General features: G+C 70.5%; 14 protein-coding genes. 11 read left to right on the top strand and 3 right to left on the bottom strand.

From position 1 onward, the window contains the following. Positions 1–257: 257 nt before the first annotated feature. The 4 genes from lnt (at position 258) to ABZ471_RS27195 (ending at position 5324) form a co-directional block, all read left to right on the top strand. On the top strand, positions 258–1871 hold the full coding sequence (gene lnt / locus ABZ471_RS27210; protein ID WP_359069818.1) for an apolipoprotein N-acyltransferase: 1614 nt from the start codon (positions 258–260) through the stop codon (positions 1869–1871). Between the two features lie 68 nt (positions 1872–1939). Next, positions 1940–2419: an NUDIX domain-containing protein gene (locus ABZ471_RS27205; RefSeq protein WP_359069816.1), complete on the top strand. Its 480-nt coding sequence runs from the start codon at positions 1940–1942 to the stop codon at positions 2417–2419. Between the two features lie 54 nt (positions 2420–2473). Then, positions 2474–3295, top strand: coding sequence for a 3-hydroxybutyrate dehydrogenase (locus ABZ471_RS27200; protein WP_359069814.1), 822 nt, complete (start codon positions 2474–2476; stop codon positions 3293–3295). A gap of 76 nt (positions 3296–3371) precedes the next feature. Then, a complete protein-coding gene (locus tag ABZ471_RS27195) occupies positions 3372–5324 on the top strand; it encodes a GAF domain-containing protein (protein WP_359069812.1) in 1953 nt (650 codons plus the stop codon). A gap of 45 nt (positions 5325–5369) precedes the next feature. Here the strand turns inward: ABZ471_RS27195 and ABZ471_RS27190 are convergent, their stop codons facing one another. Continuing rightward, a complete protein-coding gene (locus ABZ471_RS27190) occupies positions 5370–6743 on the bottom strand; it encodes an MFS transporter (RefSeq protein WP_359069810.1) in 1374 nt (457 codons plus the stop codon). Between the two features lie 524 nt (positions 6744–7267). On the opposite strand from ABZ471_RS27190, the gene ABZ471_RS27185 reads away from it, so the two are divergent. The 5 genes from ABZ471_RS27185 to ABZ471_RS27165 all read left to right on the top strand — a co-directional run bounded on the left by ABZ471_RS27185 (position 7268) and on the right by ABZ471_RS27165 (position 12022). Beyond that, on the top strand, positions 7268–8353 hold the full coding sequence (locus ABZ471_RS27185; protein ID WP_359069809.1) for an S-(hydroxymethyl)mycothiol dehydrogenase: 1086 nt from the start codon (positions 7268–7270) through the stop codon (positions 8351–8353). Continuing rightward, positions 8353–8985, top strand: coding sequence for an MBL fold metallo-hydrolase (locus ABZ471_RS27180; protein WP_359069807.1), 633 nt, complete (start codon positions 8353–8355; stop codon positions 8983–8985). Before ABZ471_RS27185 ends, ABZ471_RS27180 begins: the two co-directional genes overlap by 1 nt. Before the next feature lie 250 nt (positions 8986–9235). Further along, the gene (locus ABZ471_RS27175) at positions 9236–9598 is read left to right on the top strand and encodes a bifunctional 3-phenylpropionate/cinnamic acid dioxygenase ferredoxin subunit (RefSeq protein WP_359069805.1); all 363 of its coding nucleotides are present in this window, start codon (positions 9236–9238) and stop codon (positions 9596–9598) included. Beyond that, positions 9595–10758, top strand: a complete 1164-nt coding sequence (locus ABZ471_RS27170; protein ID WP_359069803.1) for an FAD-dependent oxidoreductase — start codon at positions 9595–9597, stop codon at positions 10756–10758. Before ABZ471_RS27175 ends, ABZ471_RS27170 begins: the two co-directional genes overlap by 4 nt. A 130-nt stretch (positions 10759–10888) precedes the next feature. Further along, the gene (locus ABZ471_RS27165; RefSeq protein WP_359069801.1) at positions 10889–12022 is read left to right on the top strand and encodes an aromatic ring-hydroxylating dioxygenase subunit alpha; all 1134 of its coding nucleotides are present in this window, start codon (positions 10889–10891) and stop codon (positions 12020–12022) included. Between the two features lie 63 nt (positions 12023–12085). Here the strand turns inward: ABZ471_RS27165 and ABZ471_RS27160 are convergent, their stop codons facing one another. Next, complete coding sequence (locus ABZ471_RS27160) at positions 12086–12883, bottom strand: IclR family transcriptional regulator (RefSeq protein WP_359069799.1); 798 nt, start codon at positions 12881–12883, stop codon at positions 12086–12088. Positions 12884–13038: 155 nt separating this feature from the next. On the opposite strand from ABZ471_RS27160, the gene betA reads away from it, so the two are divergent. Continuing rightward, a complete protein-coding gene (gene betA / locus ABZ471_RS27155; RefSeq protein ID WP_359069797.1) occupies positions 13039–14709 on the top strand; it encodes a choline dehydrogenase in 1671 nt (556 codons plus the stop codon). A 4-nt stretch (positions 14710–14713) separates the two neighbouring features. Beyond that, complete coding sequence (locus ABZ471_RS27150; protein ID WP_359069795.1) at positions 14714–15550, top strand: 5,10-methylenetetrahydrofolate reductase; 837 nt, start codon at positions 14714–14716, stop codon at positions 15548–15550. A 57-nt stretch (positions 15551–15607) separates the two neighbouring features. Here the strand turns inward: ABZ471_RS27150 and purU are convergent, their stop codons facing one another. Beyond that, positions 15608–16480 carry a formyltetrahydrofolate deformylase gene (purU, locus tag ABZ471_RS27145; RefSeq protein ID WP_359069793.1) on the bottom strand — a complete coding sequence of 291 codons (873 nt, stop codon included), beginning with the start codon at positions 16478–16480 and terminating at the stop codon, positions 15608–15610. Positions 16481–16515 lie beyond the last annotated feature (35 nt).

Below are 16515 nucleotides of genomic sequence, written 5' to 3'. Positions count from 1 at the left end.
CACCGGACGCGGACCTCGTCCCCGTCGACCCCACCCGTCGCCCCTCGTACCCCGGTCCCCCGACCTGTGGCGGGCCCCGGCCGCACGCACCGGGACCGGCCGCACCGCTGAGGCTGGGCCACACCGTAACGGCTGACGACCGATGTGTGCAGGAGGAGCGCAGGTTTATGCAGGAGGAGCACGATGCCGGCGCTGCATAGGCGGGGGCGCACGGCCCGTGCTGTCGGCCGCAAGGTCAACCGCCGTACACTCCCCGGGTGACCGTCACCGCAACTTCCGTGGACCAGTCCGACCAGCTCAGGCCGCCCTCCGCGGCGACCGCGCGCGGCCGCCGACTGCTGCGTCTGGTCCCGGCCGCCGCCTCCGCGCTCTGCGGACTGCTGCTCTACGTCAGCTTCCCGCCGCGCCCCCTGTGGTGGCTGGCCCTGCCCGCCTTCGCCGGCTTCGCCTGGGTGCTGCGCGACCGCACCTGGAAGGCTGCCCTCGGCCTCGGCTACCTGTTCGGGCTCGGCTTCCTGCTGCCGCTGCTGGTGTGGACCGGCGTGGAGGTCGGCCCCGGCCCCTGGCTCGCCCTGGTCGCCATCGAGGCGGTCTTCGTCGCTCTCGTCGGCCTGGGTGTCGCCGCGGTGTCCAAGCTGCCGGCCTGGCCGGTGTGGGCGGCCGCCGTCTGGATCGCCGGAGAGGCGGTACGCGCGCGCGTACCGTTCCGCGGCTTCCCGTGGGGCAAGATCGCCTTCGGCCAGGCGGACGGCGTCTTCCTGCCGCTCGCCGCGGTCGGCGGCACCCCGGTGCTCGGCTTCGCGGTCGTCCTGTGCGGGTTCGGTCTGTACGAGGCGGGGCGCCTGATCGCCGAGCGACGGCGCACCCAGACCCTCCGGCGCGCGGCCGCGGCCGCCGCGCTGCTGAGCATCGCCATCCCGGTCGCGGGAGCGGTCGCGGCCCGGCCGCTGGTGAGCGACAGGGCCCAGGACGGCACCGCGACCGTCGCGGTCATCCAGGGCAACGTGCCGCGCTCCGGTCTGGAGTTCAACGCCCAGCGACGGGCCGTCCTCGACTACCACGCGCGGGAGACCCTCAAGCTCGCCGCCGACGTCAAGGCCGGCAAGGCGCCCAAGCCCGACTACGTTCTGTGGCCCGAGAACTCCTCGGACATCGACCCCTTCGCCAACACCGACGCCGCCGCCGTCATCGACGGCGCCGCCAAGGCGATAGGCGCGCCCATCTCGGTCGGCGGAGTCGTCGAGAAGGACGGCAAGCTGCTCAACGAGCAGATCCTGTGGGACCCGGTGAAGGGCCCGACGCAGACCTATGACAAGCGCCAGGTCCAGCCGTTCGGCGAGTTCCTCCCGCTGCGGTCGCTCATCGGCATGATCAACAAGAACTGGACCAGCATGGTCCGCCAGGACTTCAGCCGGGGCAGCAAGCCGGGCGTGTTCGACATCGACGGCGCCAAGGTCGGCTTCGCCACCTGCTACGAGGCCGCCTTCGACTGGGCCGTACGGGACACCGTCACACATGGTGCGGAAATGATCTCCGTGCCGAGCAACAACGCCACCTTCGACCGCAGCGAGATGACCTACCAGCAGCTCGCCATGTCCCGCATCCGCGCGGTCGAGCACAGCCGGACCGTGACGGTGCCGGTGACCAGCGGCGTCAGCGCGGTCATCATGCCGGATGGGAAGATCACCCAGAAGACCGGCATGTTCGTGCCCGCCTACCTGGTCCAGAAGGTCCCGCTGCGCACCTCCGAGACGCCCGCGACCCGGATGGGCATTCTGCCGGAGATCGCCCTGGTGCTGGTCGCCGCGGGCGGGCTCGGTTGGGCGATCGGGTCCGGGCTGCGCGGCCGCCGACGCACCGACGGCGCGTAGGGGTACGACCGCCGTACGCCCTCTGAACAGCCACGGAAGAAGCGCATGGGCCCGTTAGGGTCGGGCCCATGGCTACTCCTGATTTCATCCGCACGCTCCGGGCCTCCGCGGGCCATCAGCTGCTGTGGCTCCCCGGGGTCACCGCCATCGTCTTCGACGACGAGGGCAGAGTGCTCCTGGGCCGGCGGTCCGACACACGCAAGTGGTCGGTGATCGGCGGCATCCCGGAGCCTGGCGAGCAGCCCGCGGCCTGCGCCGTGCGGGAGGTCTTCGAGGAGACGGCGGTGCACTGCGTCCCCGAACGGGTCGTCCTCGTCCAGGCCCTGGAGCCGGTCACCTACGGCAACGGGGACGTCTGCCAGTACATGGACATCACCTTCCGCTGCCGGGCCGTGGGCGGCGAGGCCCGGGTCAACGACGACGAGTCGCTGGACGTGGACTGGTTCACAGTGGACGCCCTGCCCGCGCTGAACGAGTTCGGGCTGCACCGGATCAAGCAGGCCATGTCGGAGGCACCCACATGGTTTGACCCTATGAGTCTTGGCTGAAGTATGGATGGTCACCACATGTGGTGAGGGGCGGGATCCTCTTAGGGTCGGCGCATGACCTCGTCCAGCCCGCTGCCCGCCCCGCACCCCCCTGCCCCGTCCCCCACCCTCGACCTCGGCGGCCGTACCGCCCTGGTCACCGGTGCCGCCAGCGGCATCGGCCGCGCCTGCGCGCTGCGGCTCGCCGCCGCCGGGGCCGAGGTCAGAGCTGTCGACCGGGACGCGGCGGGCCTGGCCGAGCTGGCGGAACTGGCCAAGCGGGCCGGGAACCTCGCGGGCACGGTCGTACCCCAGGTCCTGGACCTCACCGACCTGGACGCCGCCGAGCAAGCCGCCGTCGGCACCGATGTCCTGGTCAACAACGCGGGACTGCAACTGGTCCGCCCCCTGGAGGACTTCCCGACCGATGTCTTCCACACCGTGCTGACCGTGATGCTGGAGGCGCCCTTCCGGCTGATCCGGGGTGCCCTCCCGCACATGTACGCGCAGGGCTGGGGCCGGATCGTCAATGTGTCCTCCGTCCATGGTCTGCGCGCCTCGTCCTTCAAGTCCGCCTATGTGGCCGCCAAACACGGCCTCGAAGGACTCTCCAAGACGGCCTCCCTGGAAGGCGCCCCCCACGGCGTGACCTCCAACTGTGTGAACCCGGCCTATGTGCGCACCCCACTGGTCGAGAAGCAGATCGCCGACCAGGCCCAGGCGCACGGAATCCCCGAGGAGCGGGTCCTGTCCGAGATCCTGCTCAGGGACAGCGCCGTCCGGCGGCTCATCGAACCGGAGGAGGTCGCCGAGGCCGTGGCCTACCTGTGCAGCCCCCAGGCGTCCTTCGTCACCGGCACGTCGCTGGTGCTCGACGGCGGCTGGACGGCCCACTGAGCCGGCCGGCGACGCCGGACCCGGGAGTTTTCCACAGGCCCGACGGGCCGAGCGGCCGATGCGGAATCCTGTGACCATGTCTCGCGATCACGTCCAGTCAGCCGGGCGCCCCACCACCGGGGGCGCCGGCGGGGTGCCCGACGACAGCGCGGCGGCCCCGTACCTCGACCTGCTGGCCCACGACGCCCCCGTGGAGGCGTACGAGCAGCCGGTGCTGCTCGCCCGCGCCGAGGGAGAGCCGGCCGACCGGATCGCCGCGCTGGAGCATGCCAAGCTCCTCGCCCTGCGGGTGCGGTCGGAGCTGGAAGGGCGCAGGCGCCGCGAAGCGGAACTGTCGGCACTCTTCGAGACCGCCCACGACCTGGCCGGGCTCAGGGACGTGGACGCCGTCCTCCAGGCCATCGTGCAGCGCGCCCGCTCCCTGCTCGGCACGGACGTCGCCTACCTCAGCCTCAACGACCCGGAGCGCGGCGACACCTACATGCGTGTGACGGAGGGCTCGGTCGCCGCCCGCTTCCAGCAACTGCGCCTCGGCATGGGCGAGGGGCTCGGCGGATTGGTCGCCCAGACCGCGCGGCCGTACGTCACCGACGACTACTTCAAGGACGCCCGCTTCCAGCACACCCTCACCATCGACGCCGGCGTGCGCGACGAAGGCCTGGTCGCCATCCTCGGCGTGCCGCTGATGCTCGGCCCGCACGTCATCGGCGTCCTCTTCGCAGCGGACCGGCGGGCCCGGGTCTTCGAACGCGAGCAGATCGCCCTGCTCGGCTCCTTCGCCGCGCTCGCCGCAGCCGCCATCGACACCGCCAACCTGCTCACCGAGACCCGCTCGGCCCTGGCCGGACTGGAGCGCGCCAACGAGATCATCCGCGACCGCAGCGCCGTCATCGAGCGCGCCTCCGACGTGCACGACCGGCTCGCCGAACTCGTGCTGCGCGGCGGCGGCGTGCACGACGTGGCCGCGGCCGTCTCCGAGGTCCTCGACGGCACGGTCGAGTTCACCGAGGCCGCTACGGCACCGGCCGCGGCGCTGGAGGTGTCCCGCGCCGAGGGACACGCCGTACCGCACGGAAGCGACTGGATCGCCGCGGTCGCCGCGGGCGGCGAACTCCTCGGAGCGCTGGTGCTGCACGGCCACCCCGGCCTCGATCCGGTCGACCAGCGCACCCTGGAACGCGCGGCGATGGTCACCTCGCTGCTCCTGCTGGCCCGCCGCTCCGCCGCCGAGGCCGAACAGCGCGTGCGGGGCGAGCTGCTGGACGACCTCCTGGACGTACGCGACCGGGACCCGCGCCTGCTGCGCGAGCGGGCCGCCCGCCTGGGCGCCGACCTGGACGTCACCCATGTCGTCCTCGCCGCCCGCCTGGAGACACCGGCGGGCGACGCCGACGAGGAGGCCGCCGCCCGCCGGCGCCTGTGGTCCGCCGCCTCCCACCTCGCCGCCACCCGGCAGGGCCTGGCCGCTGCCCGCGACGGCGGCACGGTCCTGCTACTCCCGCTCGCCACCGGCGACATCGCCACGGACCTGGCCCGTCGCACCGCACGCCACCTCGGCACGGCCGTCCACCAGCCCGTCACCGTCGGCGCCTCCGCGCCCGCCACCGACCTCGCCGCCCACCGCGACACCGTGGCCGCCGCCTATGCGGAAGGCTTGCGCTGCCTGGACGCACTGCACCTGCTCGGCCGCGACGGAGACGGCGCGGCGGCCGAGGACTTCGGCTTCCTCGGCCTGCTCCTCGCGGGCGAACGGGACATCGGCGGCTTCGTCGAGCGCACCATCGGCCCGGTTGCGGCCTACGACGAGCGCCGCGGTACGGAGCTGCTGTCCACCCTGGACGCGTACTTCGCCAGCGGGATGAGCCCGGCCCGAACCAAGGACGCACTCCACGTGCACGTCAACACGGTCGCCCAGCGGCTCGAGCGCGTGGGCCGCCTCCTGGGCGAGGACTGGCAGACCCCGGCCCGCACCCTGGAGATCCAACTCGCCCTGCGCCTGCACCGGTTGGCAGCTCCGAGACACGACTGACCGGCCCCGCACGGGGCCGGCCCTCGGCCCGAGCCGTCGCGCCGCTCAGACCGTCCGCGCCTCGGCCGCCCGGGCGGCGGCGCGTTCGTCGTCCCCGGCCTCCACCTCGGCGAGATCCCGGTGCCGTGTCTCCCGGGCCACGCCCACGGCGATCAGCGTCAGCACGGAAGCTGCGATCACGTACAGCGCGATCGGCGTCGAGCTGTCGTAGTCGGCGAGCAGTGCGGTGGCGATGAGCGGGGCGGGCGCACCGGCCGCCACCGAGGCGAACTGGGCACCTATGGAAGCACCGGAGTACCGCATGCGGGTCGCGAACATCTCGGCGAAGAACGCAGCCTGGGGCGCGTACATCGCACCGTGCAGCACCAGCCCGACGGTCACGGCGAGCACCAGGTACCCGAACGCGCCGGTGTCGACGAGCGAGAAGAACGGGAACATCCACAGACCGATACCGGCCGCGCCGAGCAGGTACACGGGCCGTCGCCCGACCCGGTCGGAGAGCGCGCCCCAGGCGGGGATCACGGCGAAGTGCACGGCGGAGCCGATGAGGACGGCGTTGAGCGCGGTCTGCTTGGACACGTGGGCGGACGTGGTGGCGTAGACGAGGATGAAGGCGGTGATGACGTAGTAGCTGATGTTCTCCGCCATGCGCGCCCCCATGGCGACGAGCACGTCCCGCCAGTGGTGGCGCAGCACGGAGACGAGCGGCGGCTGCTCCGCCCCATCGGTTTGCCGGGACTCGGCCCGCTCCAACGCCTCCTTGAAGACGGGGGATTCATCGACGGAGAGACGAATCCACAAACCGACCATCACCAGCACACCGGAGAGCAGGAACGGGATCCGCCAGCCCCAGCTGCCGAAGGCGTCGTCCGAGAGCACCGCGGTGAGCAGCGACAGCGCACCGGTCGCGAGCAACTGCCCGGCAGGCGCCCCCGTCTGCGGCCACGCGGCCCAGAAACCGCGCCGCCGCGCGTCCCCGTGCTCGGACACCAGCAGGACGGCACCGCCCCACTCGCCACCGAGCGCGAACCCCTGCACCAGACGCAGCGCGGTCAGCAGCACGGGCGCGGCGCCGCCGACGGTCGCATGCGTGGGCAGCAGGCCGATGGCGAACGTCGCCCCGCCCATCAGCAACAGGCTCAGCACCAGCAGCTTCTTGCGCCCCAGCCGGTCACCGTAGTGCCCGAACACGAGCGCCCCCAGCGGGCGGGCGGCGAACCCGACGGCATACGTCAGAAACGACAGCAGTGTTCCGACGAGCGGATCGGAGTCCGGAAAGAACAGCTTGTTGAACACCAGCGCGGCGGCGGAACCGTACAGAAAGAAGTCGTACCACTCGATGGTGGTGCCGATGAGGCTGGCGGCGACGATGCGGGGGAGGTGGGACGGGGCTGGTGGAGCGGTCGCGGGGGAGGACATCGGCACCACTTCCTGACGTTCGGCGGGGACGTTTGCGTGTCGCCATACCGTAGGAACGTGCACGGCAGGGGCGTATGTGGTGGGGCGCCATAGTTCTGGGCGTGGGAGTGCGTGCGGCAACCATGGAAGGGGTGTCGGGGCCTCCGCGGTGGCTTCAACGAGGGCACGACTCGGTGACCCTTCGCATCGCCATCGCCATCGCCGCGCAGGCGCCACCAGGCGGGTTCGGGCTGCGTTTCGGCGCCGCGTTTCGGCCTGGCGGCGTGCGGAGTCGAAGCGTCGGAGCCGGCCGGCCCGGCCGTCGTTCTGGAAGCCGCCCTGGTGCAAGTGGCCGCACGGGCCCGGCGGAGAAGGCGTGCGCCGACGCGGTCCGCCCTCGCTCGGACGACACTCCCACGGCCACGCGCCGTATCGCGTGACGGATCCTTGACCGCCGCTGCGCTCTCCGCGATGCTGTGTTGCGAAACACGAGATGCGTACCGTAATAGGCAACATCTCGACCCTCTGTCAGCCGAGGAGTGGCCATGTCTCAGCAGGTCCGTGCCGTCGTCGCGCGGAGCAAGGGCGCCCCCGTCAGTGTGGAAACGATCGTCGTGCCCGACCCCGGCCCGGGTGAGGCAGTGGTCAGGATCGAGGCCTGCGGCGTCTGCCACACCGATCTGCACTATCGCGAGGGCGGCATCAGCGACGACTTCCCCTTCCTGCTGGGGCACGAGGCGGCGGGGGTGGTGGAGTCGGTGGGCGAGGGTGTCACGGATGTGGCGCCTGGTGACTTCGTGATCCTGAACTGGCGCGCGGTGTGCGGCCAGTGCCGTGCCTGTCTGCGCGGACGGCCCTGGTACTGCTTCAGCACGCACAACGCGAAGCAGAAGATGACCTTGACCGACGGTACGGAGCTCTCGCCGGCTCTGGGTATCGGCGCCTTCGCCGAGAAGACGCTGGTGGCGGCCGGACAGTGCACCAAGGTGGACCCGGCCGCGTCGGCGGCCGCCGCCGGACTGCTGGGCTGCGGGGTGATGGCGGGCATCGGCGCGGCCATCAACACCGGCAGCGTCGGACGCGGTGACAGCGTGGCGGTCATCGGCTGCGGGGGTGTGGGCGACGCCGCGATCGTCGGATCGCATCTGGCGGGTGCAGCGAAGATCATCGCGGTGGACATCGACGACCGCAAGCTGGCCACGGCGAAGAGACTGGGCGCGACCCACACGGTCAACTCCACGGAGACGGACGCGGTCGACGCGGTGCGCGAGCTGACCGGGGGGTTCGGCGCCGACGTCGTCATCGAGGCGGTGGGCCGTCCGGAGACGTACCGGCAGGCCTTCTACTCCCGCGATCTTGCCGGGACGGTGGTGCTGGTCGGCGTACCGAACCCGGAGATGAAGCTGGAGCTGCCGCTGCTGGACGTGTTCGGCCGGGGCGGTTCGCTGAAGTCGTCCTGGTACGGCGACTGCCTGCCCTCCCGTGACTTCCCGATGCTCATCGACCTCTACCTGCAGGGCCGCCTCGACCTGGACGCCTTCGTCACCGAGACCATCGCGCTCGACGAGGTCGAGAAGGCCTTCGAGCGTATGCACCACGGTGACGTCCTGCGTTCTGTGGTGGTCCTCTGATGGCAGGCGCGCGCATCGAACGCCTCGTCACCGCGGGGACGTTCTCCCTGGACGGCGGTACCTGGGACGTCGACAACAACGTGTGGATCGTCGGTGACGACAGCGAGGCGGTCGTCGTCGACGCCGCTCACGACGCCGACGCCATCGTCCAGGCCCTCGGCGGACGCATCCTGCGCGCGATCGTGTGCACCCACGCGCACAACGACCACATCGACGCCGCACCGGAGCTGGCCGCCCGCACCGGCGCCCCGATCCTGCTGCACGCCGAGGATCTGCCGCTGTGGAAGCACACCCATCCCGACCGGACGCCGGACGGCGAGCTGATCGACGGGCAGACGGTCACGGTGGCGGGCATTCGGCTGGCCGTGCTGCACACCCCGGGGCACGCCCCGGGAGCCGTCTGTCTGTACGCACCGGACCTGGCCGCGCTGTTCAGCGGCGACACGCTCTTCGCGGGCGGTCCCGGGGCGACGGGAAGGTCGTACAGCGACTTCCCCACCATCATCGAATCGATCAGGGAACGTCTCCTCGCGCTGCCGCACGACACGGTGGTGCACACCGGCCACGGCGAGACCACCACCATCGGCGCCGAGGCGCCGCATCTCCGGGAGTGGATCGACCGCGGCTTCTGACCGCCCGGCGACGGCCTCGCCCCGGTGACGGTGTCCTTGGCACCGCCGCCGGCGGCGAGGCTGTCGCGCCCTTGTGCGACGCCTGTTCTCCCTGGTCACCGCCGTGGTCCGGGGTGCTTCGGCGTGCGTGGAAAACCGCCGTGGCAGCCGCTTCAAACCGACCCTTGGACGCCTTGACAAGGCTTTGGCGCGGCCTCCAAACTAACGTTGCGCTAATCGCAATCCGTTTCGCTATACGCACCGAGGTGTCATGATGATTCCCGCGTGCCGTCTCGCGGATCTGCCGCGAGGCGAGGCCCACCGGCTCGACATCGACCCGCCGGTCTCGGTGTTCCACACCGATGACGGCGAGCTCTTCGCCATCGACGACACCTGCACCCACCAGGACGCCTCGCTCGCCGACGGCTGGCTGGAGGGCTGCGAGGTGGAATGCCCGCTGCACGCCTCGAAGTTCGACCTGAGGACCGGAGCCGTGGACGCCCCGCCGGCCAAGCTCCCGGTCCGCACGCACGAGGTCGTCGTCGACGACGGGACGGTCTACGTGCGGCTGTCCACGGAGGCGCCCAACCTGCCGCCGTGCATCGCCTCCCGCCTGGCCGGAGGTCCCGCGTGAGGACCGTGGCCGTGGTGGGCGCCTCGCTGGCCGGTCTGTCGGCCGCGCGCTCGCTGCGGAAACGGGGGTACGACGGTCGGCTGGTCGTCATCGGCGACGAGCCCCACCGCCCGTACGACAGGCCGCCGTTGTCCAAGGAGTTCCTGGCCGGTGCCATCGGCGAAGCGGATCTGGCACTGGAGAGGGACGACGAGGAGCTCCGGGCGGAGTGGGTGCTCGGCGTCCGCGCCACCGGACTCGACCGCACCCGGCGGTCGATCCGGCTCGCCGGCGGCCGGGAGATACGCGCCGACGGCGTGGTCATCGCGACCGGCGCGACCGCCCGTACCCTGCCCGGCACCGAGGGCCTCGCAGGAGTCCACACGCTGCGCACCCTCGACGACGCCCGCGTCCTGCGGGACGAACTGGCCCGGGGCGGACGGCTGGTGGTGATCGGCGGCGGCTTCATAGGCGCCGAGGTCGCCTCCACGGCCCACGCTCTCGGCCTCGACGTCACCGTGATCGAGGCGGCGCCGACACCGCTGGCCGGACCGCTCGGCGAGGCCATGGGCGGCATCGTCTCCGCCCTCCATGCGGACCACGGCGTACGGCTGCTGTGCGGGGTGGGGGTCAAGGGGCTGAGCGGGGAGCGCCGGGTGGACGCCGTACTCCTGGAGGGCGGCCGCAGTGTTCCGGCCGACATCGTCGTCGTCGGTGTGGGCGCGCGTCCCTGCGTCGAGTGGCTGCAGGGGTCCGGTGTCGCACTCGACAACGGCGTGAAGTGCGGCGCCGACGGCCGCACCAGCCTGGCCGGGGTGGTCGCCGTGGGCGACTGCGCCAACTGGTACGACCCGCACACAGGCGTCCATCGCAGGGTCGAGCACTGGACCGGCGCGCTGGAACGGCCCGACGCCGCCGTGGCCACGCTGCTCGCGCACGGTGCAACGGAACCGGGCGTGCCCCGGCCTGCGTACTTCTGGTCCGACCAGTACGGCGTGAAGATCCAGTTCGTCGGCCATGCCGCCGGGGCCGACAGCGTGACGGTCGAGGAAGGTACGACCGACGACCGTAGTTTCCTGGCCGTCTACCGGCGGGCCGGCAGTCCGGTCGCCGTGCTCGGGATGAACCAACCGCGGCTGTTCACCCGCTGGCGCAAGCAGCTCACCGCCGCCGCGTCTTGACACCGTGCCTGCGACATCCCATGCTGCGTTGCACATAACACGCAGCGTTGCGTCATACACAACGCCGTTCGAAGTCGCTCTTCCCGGCGCGTGACTGACCATTCCACGACGTTTCCCGAGGAGTGCAGCGTTGACCTCGACAAACCTGCCGGACAGCCTGATCGCCACCCTCCCCGGCTCCGCATACACGGACCCCGGCATCTTCGCCCAGGAACAGGAACGCATCTTCGAGACGATGTGGTTCTGCGTCGCGCGAGCATCGGACCTGCCGAAGCCAGGAGCCTTCCGCACCGTCGACGTGGGCCGCGAGAGCATCCTCGTCACCCGGGCCCGGGACAACGCGATCCGCGCCTACTTCAACGTCTGCCGGCACCGCGGAGCCAAGCTCTGCACCGACGGGACGGGCGAGGTCAAGCGCGCCTTCCAGTGCCCGTACCACGCCTGGACCTACGATCTCGACGGCAAGCTGGTCGCGGCACCCAACCTCACCAAGATGCCCGACGTGGGCCGCACCGAGTACGGCCTGGTGAGCGTGGCCGTCCGGGAATGGCTCGGCTATGTCTGGGTCTGTCTGGCGGAGAACCCGCCCTCCTTCGAGGAGGACGTCCTCGGCGAGGTCGTCGGGCGCCTCGGCGACGTGGAGTCGATCGAGCGCTACGACATCGCGAACCTCTCGGTGGGCAGGCGGATCGTCTACGACGTCAGGGCGAACTGGAAGCTCATCATCGAGAACTTCATGGAGTGCTACCACTGCGCCACGATCCACCCCGAACTCACCGAGGTCCTGCCCGAGTTCGCCGACGGATACGCAGCCCAGTACTACGTCGGCCACGGCGCCGAGTTCGGTACGGAGATCCAGGGCTTCACCGTCGACGGCTCCGAGGGCCTGGACCGCATCCCGGGGGTGTCCGAGGAGCAGGACCGCCGGTACTACGCGATCACGGTCAAGCCGCAGGTCTTCATCAACCTCGTGCCCGACCACGTGATCTTCCACCGCATGTACCCGGTGGCCGTCGACCGCACGGTCGTCGAATGCGACTGGCTCTACCTGCCCGGCGTGGTGGAGAGCGGCAAGGATGTCAGCCGGTCCGTGGAGCTCTTCGACCGGGTCAACCGTCAGGACTTCGACGCCTGCGAGCGCACCCAGCCCGGCATGAGCTCGCGGCTGTACGCCAAGGGCGGTGTGCTCGTTCCCAGTGAGCACCACATCGGCGCCTTCCACGACTGGGTGCACGAGCGTCTCGGAACGCGGCAGCCGGAGTAGCGCGGGGGATGCCCGTGGCCCGCACGGGCGCACGCGGGCTGCTCGGCGGGCGTTCCGGTGCGCTCAGCCCAGGTACCCCATGCGGTGGCTGATCTCCTCCGCGCCCTTGACCAGTACCGGAGCCAGCTCGTGCATGCGCTCCTCGGTGAACCGGTACGAGGGCCCGGAGGCGCTGATCGACGCGATGACCTGGCCTTCCCGGTCACGGATCGGCGCGGCCATGGCGTGCAGCCCGATCTCCAGCTCCTCCAGCGTCCGGGAGTAGCCGCGCTCCCGGGCCTCGGCAAGGTTCTTCTCGAGCTTCGCCTTCGAGGAGATCGTGTGGGGGGTCATCTTCTTCAGACCGGCATCCGCCAGCAGCGCCGCGCGCTCCTTGGCGGGCAGGTGGGCCAGCATGATCTTGCCGCTGGAGGTGGCGTGCAGCGGGGTCAGCTCGCCGACCCAGTTGTGCGCGGCGACGGCGGCCGGGCCGCGCACCTGGTAGAGGTTGATCGCGTACTGCTCCTGCATGACGGCGATGTTGACCGTCTCGCCGATCTCCTCCGCGAGGCGCTCACAGACCGGACGGCCCTGCTGGGTGATGTCGAGACGTCCCGTGACCGCCCCGGCCAGGCGTACGATGCCGAAACCGAGCCGGTACTTGCCGCGCTCGCCCGACTGCTCCACGAGACCGCGCGCCTCCAGGGCGCCGAGCAGACGGAACGCGGTCGACTTGTGAACATCGATCTCGGCGGCCACCTCGCTCACGCCCGCTTCGCCGCGCTGGGCCAGGATCTCGAGGACGCTGATGGCCCGGTCGACGGACTGCACCCCGCCGGACTGCGAGCTGTTCGTTTCGGTATCCGGACTGTAGTTGCTCATAGCGGAACTATACGCGCAGTAAACAACGCACTTGCAAGTAACCGGGTGGAAACGAAGACCTTGCAAGTTGCGCGGTTCGCAACCTAGTGCGTATAGCGATACCCGTATTAGCATGCCTCGCGTATCGACGGCGCGAGCGAGCGAGACGAGGCACCATGGCTCCCCTGCACTACGACTTCGTCATCGTCGGCGGTGGATCAGCCGGCAGCGCACTGGCGAACCGACTCTCGGCCGACCCCGGAAACCGGGTGCTCGTGCTGGAGGCGGGCCGGTCCGACTACCCCTGGGACGTGTTCATCCACATGCCCGCGGCGCTGACCTATCCCATCGGCAGCCGCTTCTACGACTGGAAATACGAGTCCGAGCCCGAGCCCCACATGGGCGGCCGGCGCATCTACCACGCCCGCGGCAAAGTGCTGGGCGGCTCCAGCAGCATCAACGGCATGATCTTCCAGCGCGGCAACCCCATGGACTACGAGCGCTGGGCCGCCGACCCCGGGATGGAGACGTGGGACTACGCGCACTGCCTGCCGTACTTCCGGCGGATGGAGAACTGTCTCGCGGCCGACCCCGACGACGAGTTCCGCGGTCACGACGGCCCCCTCGTCCTCGAACGCGGCCCCGCCACGAACCCGCTGTTCGGCGCCTTCCTCGAGGCCACCCAGGAGGCGGGCTACGCCCCCACTGACGACGTCAACGGCTACCGGCAGGAAGGTTTCGCGAAGTTCGACCGGAACGTCCATCGCGGACGTCGGCTGTCGGCCTCCAAGGCGTACCTCAAGCCCGCCAGGAAGCGGCCCAACCTCACCGTCACCACCCGCGCCCTGGTCACCAAGGTCCTCTTCGAGGGCAAGCGGGCCGTGGGCGTCGAGTACCAGCGCGGCCGGGGCCCGGTCCAGCAGGTCCGCGCCGAGGAAGTCATCCTGTGCGGCGGCGCCGTCAACTCCCCGCAACTGCTCCTGCTCTCCGGCGTCGGCAACGCCGCCGAGTTGTCCGCCCTGGGCATCGACGTCGTCCACGACCTGCCGGGCGTCGGCGAGAACATGCAGGACCACCTGGAGGTGTACGTCCAGTACGGCTGCAAGCAGCCCGTCTCCATGCAGCCGTACATGGCGAAGTGGCGTGCCCCCTTCATCGGGCTCCAGTGGCTCTTCCGCAAGGGACCGGCCGCGACCAACCACTTCGAGGCCGGCGGCTTCGCCCGCAGTAACAAGGACGTGGACTACCCCAACCTGATGTTCCACTTCCTGCCGGTCGCGGTCCGCTACGACGGCTCCTCGCCGTCGGGCGGCCACGGCTATCAGGTGCACGTCGGGCCCATGTACTCCGACGCCATCGGCTCGGTGAAGATCAAGAGCAAGGACCCGCGGGAACACCCGGCACTGCGCTTCAACTACCTCTCCACCGAGCAGGACCGCCGGGAGTGGGTCGAGGCGATCCGCGTGGCCCGCAGGCTGCTCAACCAGCCGGCACTCGCCCCGTACAACGACGGCGAGATCTCGCCCGGCCCCTCCGTCGAGACCGACGAGGAGATCCTTGCGTGGGTCGCCAAGGAGGGCGAGACCGCCCTGCACCCCTCGTGCACCTGCAAGATGGGCACCGACGAGATGGCGGTCGTCGACCCGCGGAGCATGCGGGTGCACGGCCTGGAGGGGCTGCGGGTCGTCGACGCCTCGGTGATGCCCTACGTCACCAACGGCAACATCTATGCGCCGGTGATGATGATCGCCGAGAAGGCGGCCGACCTGATCCTCGGCAAGGAGCCGGCGGCGCCCTCCAAGGCCGCGTACTACCGCCACCGCGACGCCCAGAAGCAGGCCGGGTAGGGCTTTGGGCGCCGAGGCCCTGCGGGCGCTGCTGAGACGCGTCCGCTACGAGGTGCTGCCGGCGAAGGCGACCGAGGAGAAGGTCCTCGCCCATGTCCCGCGCGACGTCGTGGTCACGGTCACGGCGTCGCCCGTCAAGGGCCTGGAGCCGACCCTCGGCCTCACCGAGCGGCTTGTGGCACACGGCTACCGTGTCGTCCCGCACGTGCCCGCGCGGCTGCTGCGGGACGACACACACCTGAAGGACGTCGTCGAGCGGCTGCGCACGGTGGGCGTCGACGACGTCTTCGTCCCGGCGGGCGACGCCGACCCGCCGGCCGGGCCGTACGACGGGGCGCTGTCGGTGCTGCGCCGACTGGGCGAGCTGGGCGGGCCCTTCGCGCACCTGGGGATCACCGGATACCCCGAGAGCCATCCGCTCATCCACGACGACCTCACCATCCAGGCGATGTGGGACAAGCACGCGCACGCCACGTACATCGTCAGCAACCTGTGCTTCGATCCGCGCGTGCTCGGCGACTGGATCGCCCGTATACGGCGCCGTGACGTCACGCTGCCCGTGCATGTGGGCGTCGCCGGACCGGTGCAGCGCGCGAAGCTGCTGTCCATGGCGACGAAGATCGGGGTGGGGGAGTCCACGCGCTTCCTGACCAGGCACGCGTCCTGGTTCCTGCGGTTTGCGACACCCGGGGGGTACGTGCCCGAGAGACTGCTCGACCGCAGCGCGGAGGCGCTCACCGCGCCGTCGGCCCATGTGGCAGGCCTGCACGTCTTCACGTTCAACCAGATCGCGGAGACGGAGAGGTGGCGCCGCGCCTTGCTGGACCGGCTGGGCGGCTGAGGGCGCACGCGAAGCGGGCGGGGCCGGAATCCGGCCCCGCCCCCTTCGACGTGTCGTTCAGCGGAAGACCACCGTGCGGTTCCCCTCCACCATGACGCGGCTCTCGGTGTGCCACTTCACCGCGTGGGCCAGTACCTGTGCCTCCACGTCGCGGCCCACGGTGACCAGATCGTCGGGGTCCAGGGAGTGGTCCACCCGGATCACGTCCTGCTCGATGATCTGGCCCTCGTCCAGGTCGGACGTCACATAGTGCGCCGTCGCGCCGACCAGCTTCACCCCGCGCTCGTAGGCCTGCTGGTAGGGCTTCGCGCCCTTGAAGCTCGGCAGGAACGAGTGGTGGATGTTGATGGCACGGCCCTCCAGTTCCTTGCACAGGTCGTCGGAGAGGACCTGCATGTAGCGGGCGAGGACCACGAGGTCGACGTTGAGCTCACGTACCAGCTCCAGCAGGCGCGCCTCCGCCTCGGGCTTGGTGTCCCTGGTCACCGGGATGTGGTGGAAAGGGACGCCGTAGGTCTCCGCCAGCCCCTCGAAGTCGCGGTGGTTGGAGACGATGGCCGGGATCTCGATGTTGAGGGCGCCGCTGCGGCAGCGGAAGAGCAGGTCGTTGAGGCAGTGGCCGAACCTGGACACCATGATCAGGGTCCGGGTCGGGGTCGCGGCGTCCCGGAGGATCCAGGTGATCCCGTGGGCCTCGGCGACCGGGCCGAATCGGTAACGCAGTGTTTCCAGATCGACGTCCGGATCGGAAACGTCGAAGTGAACCCTCATGAAGAAGCGGTCCTGGAGTCGATCATCGAACTGCTGGCTTTGCAGGATGTTGCCGGAGTTCCTGACGAGAAAGCCGCTCACTGCGTGGACCAGTCCGGCCGTGTCCGGACACGAGAGAGTGAGGACGTACTCACGGCCGGGATGCGGTCGAGGGGACATGTAGGGCCTCCATTGGTGCGTATGGCACAACATGG

The organism is Streptomyces sp. NPDC005728 (assembly GCF_040630895.1).
Classification (GTDB): Bacteria; Actinomycetota; Actinomycetes; order Streptomycetales; family Streptomycetaceae; genus Streptomyces.
This window is presented reverse-complemented; position numbering and strand designations above follow the sequence as displayed.